The sequence below is a fragment of the Rhodoferax sp. U2-2l genome, assembly GCF_020594515.1.
GTDB lineage: Bacteria > Pseudomonadota > Gammaproteobacteria > Burkholderiales > Burkholderiaceae_C > Rhodoferax.
Window position 1 is genome coordinate 171,083 of sequence record NZ_JAJCTH010000007.1, and the last position, 6,818, is coordinate 177,900.

4 protein-coding genes are annotated in these 6,818 nt (G+C 65.1%); 3 read left to right on the forward strand and 1 reads right to left on the reverse strand.

What is annotated here, in order from left to right:
- Window positions 1–21: 21 nt before the first annotated feature.
- The 3 genes from LHU53_RS08755 to LHU53_RS08765 are packed head-to-tail and all read left to right on the forward strand — an operon-like array spanning window position 22 to window position 3,445.
- Window positions 22–348 (forward strand): plasmid stabilization protein, encoded by a 327-nt coding sequence (locus LHU53_RS08755; protein ID WP_227332267.1) that lies wholly within the window; start codon window positions 22–24, stop codon window positions 346–348.
- Window positions 345–875, forward strand: a complete 531-nt coding sequence (locus LHU53_RS08760) for a cyclic nucleotide-binding/CBS domain-containing protein (protein WP_227332258.1) — start codon at window positions 345–347, stop codon at window positions 873–875. Before LHU53_RS08755 ends, LHU53_RS08760 begins: the two co-directional genes overlap by 4 nt.
- Complete coding sequence (locus tag LHU53_RS08765; protein WP_227332259.1) at window positions 872–3,445, forward strand: NAD-dependent epimerase/dehydratase family protein; 2,574 nt, start codon at window positions 872–874, stop codon at window positions 3,443–3,445. Before LHU53_RS08760 ends, LHU53_RS08765 begins: the two co-directional genes overlap by 4 nt.
- Before the next feature lie 274 nt (window positions 3,446–3,719).
- Here LHU53_RS08765 and LHU53_RS08770 read toward each other — a convergent pair.
- Window positions 3,720–6,818: response regulator (locus LHU53_RS08770; protein ID WP_227332260.1), on the reverse strand; the 3,099-nt coding region annotated here is incomplete at its 5' end.

Genomic DNA, 6,818 nt, shown 5'->3' on the forward strand with positions numbered 1-6,818 from the left:
AACACCATCCAAGGATCTGTCATGCCACAAAAAGATTGGAGCGCCAAACGCGAACGTCAGTACGCCCACATCAAGGACAGCCTGCTGGAAGGTGGCAAGCCGGAGCCGCTGGCCGAAGAGATAGCGGCACGGGTCGTCAACAAGGAGCGGGCGCAGCACGGTGAATCGGTGACCGCCAGCGCTTCGTCGATCAACGACATGTCTGCAGGTCGCCGTGGTGGCTTGCGTTCCCACCAAGGCCCGGGTGGTCGCACCGTACTGCAGCTTCGCAACGAGGCCCGTCAGCGCGGCCTGAAGGGTCGTTCGGCCATGAACAAAGCGCAGCTTGAAGCTGCCCTTGCGCGATGACTGCGCCGACGGGTCTCCCGCCCGGCGCGATTGGCGACGAGAGTTCGCCGGTGGTGGCCGCAGAGGCCGGTGCGGTGGCGCCGTTGCTGGTCAGCAGCGTGGAAGCCGTGGCCCGTACGCGGCTGCTCACCGTGGCTGCGAATACGCGGCTGGTTGACGTGGCTGCACGGTTGTCGGGTGCGCAAATCAGCGTCGTGGTGGTGTGTGATGCGGTAGGTGTCGCGCTAGGCACCATCACCGAAACCGTGCTGGTCAGGCACCTGGGGCTGGGCCAGGCTGACTTCTTTTCCACCCGAGCCGGCGACGTGATGACGCAGGACTTCAGCACCTGCACACCCCAGGAGCCACTGTCCGACCTGCTGGCGATGATGCACACGCGCGGTCTGGCTCACGTGCTGCTGATCGGCGCCGATCAGCAGCTTTTAGGTGTGCTGAACGCGCGCGACGGGTTAAGGGCCTTGCTGGCGGCCGGCAACCACGAAGAGGCGCTGCTGCGCAACCACGTGATGGGCATCGGCGACCAATGACAGCGCAAGACCTGCGCGGCAAGCCCATCGTTCTGATCACCGGTGCCAGCGGCAACCTGGGCCGCTCGGTGGCCACGGCCTTGATGGGCTCGTACCAGATCGTCGGCCTGGACCGCCAGGCCAGCGATGATGGCGACTTTCCGGTCATCGCGGTGGACCTCAGCGCTGATGACTCGGTGGTATCGGCGTTGCAGGTGTTTCGTGAGACCTATGGGCCGCACATTGCCAGCGTTGTGCACTTGGCCGCCTATTTCGATTTCACGGGCGAAGACAACCCGCTGTACCAGTCGGTCAATGTGGAAGGGACGCGGCGTTTGTTGCGTGCCTTGCAAGACTTTGAGGTGGCCCAGTTTCTCTACCCCAGCACCATGCTCGTGCACGCGCCGTGTCGACCTGGCGAACTCATCGACGAGACACAGCCGATTGCCCCGGGCTGGGCTTACCCGGCATCCAAGGCCGCCGCCGAGGCCGTGGTGCGCGCGGAATGCGGGCACATCCCCAGTGTCATCCTGCGCCTGGCCGGTGTCTACGACGACCACACGATGGTGCCGACCCTGGCGCAGCAGATAGCCCGCATTTACGAGCGCGACCTGCAGAGCCACCTGTATTCCGGCAGTACGCTGGTCGGCCAGTCAGCGCTGCACCGGGACGACATGCTGGACGCGCTCAAACGCGCGGTGGACCGGCGCGCGCGGCTGCCCGCCGGCACCGAAATCTTGATTGGCGAGGCCCAGGCGGTCGGTTACGGCGTGCTGCAGGACCGCCTGGGCCAACTGATGCACGGCGCAGATGCCTGGCCGACGCTACAAGTGCCAAAACCGCTGGCAGCGGCGGGCGCCTGGGTACAGGGCCAGCTGGAACCGCTGGTGCCGGATGCCATCGACGGTGGCAAACCGCCCTTCATCCGCCCGTTCATGGTGGCCATGGCCGATGACCACTTCGCGCTCGACATCCGCCGCGCACGCTTGTTGCTGGATTGGGAACCCAGGCATCACCTGGCCGATGAGTTGCCACAGATGGTGAGCAACCTGAAGGCCGACCCAGTCGCCTGGTACAGCGCCAACGGCGTTGTGGCGCCAGGCTGGGTCACCAGCGCGGTCGAAGGCGAAGCGTCCAAACCTTCCGAAGCGTCGGCCGCGCCAGTGCCACCCCTCGCTCCCGTGGTTGAAAACCCGGACGTGCTGCGCACACGCCACGAGGCGCAACGCCAGGCTGAGCACGGTGCCTGGCGCTGGGCCCACTTTGTCAATCTCGGCCTGGGCAGCTGGCTGCTGACACAGCCCCTGCTGGTTGGCATTCAGGAGGCCGGACTGCGCCGCAGCGAAATGGCCCTGGGCCTGCTGTTGCTGGTCGCAGCGGGTCTGGCGCTGTCTTGGCGCGCGGTGTGGGCGCGCTGGCTGTGCGCCGGCATCGGTGCGGTTGTCATGGCGCTGCCATTTTTGTGGTCCACCGCCAACGCGGCGGCTTACCTCTCGGACACTTTGGTCGGCGCCCTGATCTTCGGCCTGGCGGTGTGCAGCAAGCCAGAGCCGGGCTCGTCGGCCATCGCCGCGCTGACCGGTCCCAGTGTCCCGCCGGGCTGGAGCTACAACCCGTCCGAATGGAGCCAGCGTGTGCCGATCATCGTGCTGGCGTTGCTGGGCCTGTATGTCTCGCGTTATTTGGCTGGCTACCAATTGGGGCACCTCCCGGCGTTGTGGGACCCGTTCTTCACCGGCTCACCCACCGACCCGCGCAATGGCACCGAAGAAATCGTCACCTCCTGGGTGTCCACAGCGTTGCCGGTGTCCGACGCCGCGCTGGGCGGCTACACCTACCTGCTGGAAATTCTCACCGGCTTGGTGGGGTCGCGTCGGCGCTGGCGCACGGCACCCTGGCTGGTGCTGCTGTTCGGCCTGATGATCGTACCCCTTGGGCTGACGACCATCCTGTTCATCGTCATCCAGCCGGTGGTGCTGGGCACCTGGAGCACGTTGGCGCTGGTGGGCGGTGCAGCGGTGTTGATCCAGATTCCCTACTCGCTGGACGAACTGCTGGCGACCTGCCAGTTCCTGCGCCGCCGTATCCTGGCCGGCAAGCCGTGGCTGCGGGTGCTGTTTCTGGGCGACACCGACGACCTGCCGCCCCCTGGCGCGGTGCCAGTTGATGACGCTGGCGATGAGTTCAACCAACCGCTGGGGGTGGTCTTGACGAGCATGCTGGGCGGCGGGGTCAGTTTGCCCTGGAACCTGGGCCTGGCGGGTTTGATCGGCCTGTCGCTGCTGTTCACCCGTGTCACCCTGGGTGCCGAAGGTGCCATGGCCGACGCCCACCACGTCATCGGTTGCCTGGTGCTGACGGTGTGCGCCATCGCAGCGGCCGAAATGGCCCGACCGGCACGGTTGCTGAATGGGGTGCTCGGCATCGGTCTGGTGCTCTCGCCACTCATGGTCGAAGCGGACAAATTGGCGGTTTCCGTCAGCATTGGCCTGGGGCTTGCCTTGATGCTGCTGAGCATCCGCCGCGGGCCGATCAAAGAACGCTACGGTTTGTGGAATCGCTGGCTGGTGTCGGACCAGTTTTCTCTTTGATTCGTTGCATCATGAATGGCTGAAATACCAGCCGTGATCAGTTGGCATTTCAGATGACCCCTGCTGAAAGGAATTGCTGATGCGGCAAACTGGCAGAGAAATTAGACTGCCGGACAGCGGTCGTTGGCGACTGACAGCAACGACTGCTCATCGGCCATGTGGGGTTAGGCTGGGGCCGATGTCGCCAAGCAAAGCGCGTCTGAGGCCACCCGCCCAACCCCACATGGCCCAAGCGTAGCGCCAAACTGTCACTGAATGACCCCGCCTTCGACTGTCACGCCGCCGAAGCTTGCACCTGGCAATACCCCCGCACCAGCGCGATCAGTTCGTCCTCCGGATAAGGTTTGCCTAGGTAATGATCCACGCCCAGCGCGCGTGCGTACTCGCGGTGTTTTTCGGCGATGCGTGAGGTGATCATGATCACCGGCAGGTCTTTGAGCTGGTCATCCGCGCGGATATTGCGCACCAGATCGAAGCCGTCCATGCGCGGCATCTCGATGTCAGCCAGCACCACCGCAGGTTTCTCAATTTGCAGTTGCTCCAGCGCCTGCAGGCCGTCGGCCGCCAGCGCCACGCGGTAACCCTCGCGCTTCAAGAGCCGCTGGGTGACGCGCCGTACCGTGATGGAGTCGTCCACCACCAGCACCAGCGGCACCTGGCTGGCCGCGCTGGCCAACACCTGTGCCAGATCGGTCTGACCTTCGCCGCCCTGACCCGGCACGGTGACACCCGCGTGTGCGGCGGTGTAAGCCAGCGCCTGCGCACCGTAGGCCGCCGCCAGCGCCACCGGGTTGTAAATCAACACCACCGCACCCGACGCCAGCGCCGACATACCCGCCAGTCCCGGCAGCCGGGCCAGCTGCGGCCCGAGGTTTTTCACCACCACTTCCTGGTTGCCCAGCACCTCGTCCACGTGCAGCGCCACCAACTGCCCGGCACTGCGGAATACCGCCACCGCAGCCGTCTTGACATGGGGCTCGCTGCTGACTGGCGAAATCTGCAACAAGGCACCGGCCCAGTAAAACGCCAGCGCCTGCCCGTTGTAATCAAAGCGGCCCGAGGTGTAGGCGTTTTGCAACAGCGCCACCGGGACCCGGCGCACCATCTCCACCTGGTTGGCGGGTACGCCCATCACCACGTCGCCCAGACGCAGCAACACCACCTGGTTCACCGCCGTGGTGAGCGGCAACACCAGCTTGAACTGGGTGCCCGTGCCGGCTTGGGTACTCAGTTCCACCCGGCCGCCCAGGGCGCTCACCTCGTTGCGCACCACATCCATGCCAATGCCACGCCCGGCCATTTCACTCACTTCAGACGCGGTGGACAGGCCGGAGGTGAAGATCAGGTTGGCCAATTGCTCGTCAGACAGGTCTTGATCGACCCCGATCACCCCGTTGGCCAAGGCCTTGGCGCGGATGCCCGCCAGGTCCAGGCCCGCACCGTCATCGGTGAACGTGACGGCCACATCGTTGCTTTGCTGCTCCACCTTCACGGTGATGACACCGGTGTCGGGCTTGCCGGCAGCCTGGCGCACGGCGGCGGGCTCGATACCGTGGCCCACTGCGTTGCGCAAGATGTGCTCAAACGCGGGCACGGCCCGGTCCAGCACACCGCGGTCCATTTCCAGCGCACCGCCCTCGATGTCGAGCTGGACCGGCTTGTCAAAGTCTTTGCCAGCCTGGCGCACCACACCGTACAGGCGCTCGGCAATGCTGTCGAACTCGACCATGCGGGTGCGCAGCAAATCGCGCTGCAAGTCACGCGTCTGGCGCGCCTGGGCGGCCAGATCGTCTTCAACACCTTCCACGGTTTGCTGCAGGTTGCGCTGCACGGTCGCCACATCGTGCACCGACTCGGCCATCATGCGGGTGAGTTCCTGCACGCGGGTGAAGCGGTCAAACTCGAGCGGGTCAAACCCCTGCTCGGCCACCTTGGTTTGCGCCATGCGCGACTGCATTTGCGACTCGGACTGCACCTCGATGTCGCGCAGTTGCGTGCGCAGGCGCGACAGGTTGTTGGTCAACTCGTCGAGTGAGCCGCGCAGCTGACCCAGCCTGGATTCAAGGCGCGTGCGCGAAATCATGACTTCACCGGCCTGGTCCACCATGCGGTCAATCAACTGGGACTTGACCCGCAGGGTCTGCTGGGAAGCCCGGCGCAAGGGTGCGGGTGTCAATTTGGACGCGGGCAGGGTCGGCGTCACGACTTCTGACCCTGCCTGCGAAGCAGCGGCTGAGTCGACAGGTTGCGCCTCCATGGGCGCCAAATCGGCCGGTTGGGTGTCGGCCACTTCCGGCAACACCAGCTCGGCCATCGGCGTGGCGCGCAGCTGGTCGAAACAGGCGGTGATGGCGTCCAGCCGGGCCAGCAGCGGTGTCACCTGGCTGGCGGTCGCGGTGTCGGCATTGATCTGCTCAACCGCCGACTCCATGTGATGCGCCATTTCGCCCAGACGCATGGCACCGGCCAAGCGGGCACTGCCCTTGAGGGTGTGCAAAATGCGCAGCGCTTCCTGGCGCGCGCTCAGGTTGTCCGGGCGCACACTCCATTGCCGCAGGGCGCCGCTGAGTTGCGGCAGCAGCTCCAGCGCTTCTTCCTCAAAAATCGGGAACAGGTCAACATCCAGCGCGTCGTGCGCTTCGATGGTTTCTGGCGCAGGGGGCGACACCGGGGCGGGCTCGGGGCTGGGGACTGGTGCAGGCGCTTGCACCGCCTGGGCCGCATCGTCAGTCTTGACGGCCTCTGGCTCTGGCTTTGGTTCTGGCTCAGTTGCAAGCACTGGCACAGGTTCAAGCAGATCAGGCGCCTGCAGGTCCGGTTCAGGCGGTGCCAGCAGATCGCAAAAGTCGAGGTCGAGATCCATGTCTGGCTCGTCGTCATCGGGCCAGGTTGCTTCAACCTCCACCTGCGCGGCCAGATCAGACGCCAGCATATCTTTCAGGGCGACCAGCAAGTCCGGATTCGGGCGCTTGAGGAAGCCCGCCGCAAACTGGTGCAGCAAACGGCGGATGTCTTCGGCCGCATCCATGAACAACTGCGCGTGCTCGGGCAGGCCACGCACGCCCAGGCGGGTGTGCTCCATCGCGTGCTCCAGCGCGCGGGACAGTTCCGACAGGTCCATGAACCCCACCGTGGCGGAACTGCCCGCCAGCGAATGCGCCAGCCCAATCGTCGAATCCGGCACCGGGTGCGACAGCTCCATCGACCACTCGCTCAGCTCGGTCAACAAGCAGCGCGACCACTCGTCAGCCTCGTTCAGGTAGACGTTGTAGAGCGGGATGCTGATGCGCAACGTGCCGATGACCTTGATCTGCTCCTCGGCGATCTCTTGCTCTGGCTCTTGCTCTTGCTCTGTCTCTGGCTCTGGCTCTAG

What these genes read in the sequence shown, in the direction of transcription:
- LHU53_RS08755 (WP_227332267.1), top strand. Translation starts at nt 22, where the DNA reads ATGCCACAAAAAGATTGGAGCGCCAAACGCGAACGTCAGTACGCCCAC.
- LHU53_RS08760 (WP_227332258.1), top strand. Translation starts at nt 345, where the DNA reads ATGACTGCGCCGACGGGTCTCCCGCCCGGCGCGATTGGCGACGAGAGT.
- LHU53_RS08765 (WP_227332259.1), top strand. Translation starts at nt 872, where the DNA reads ATGACAGCGCAAGACCTGCGCGGCAAGCCCATCGTTCTGATCACCGGT.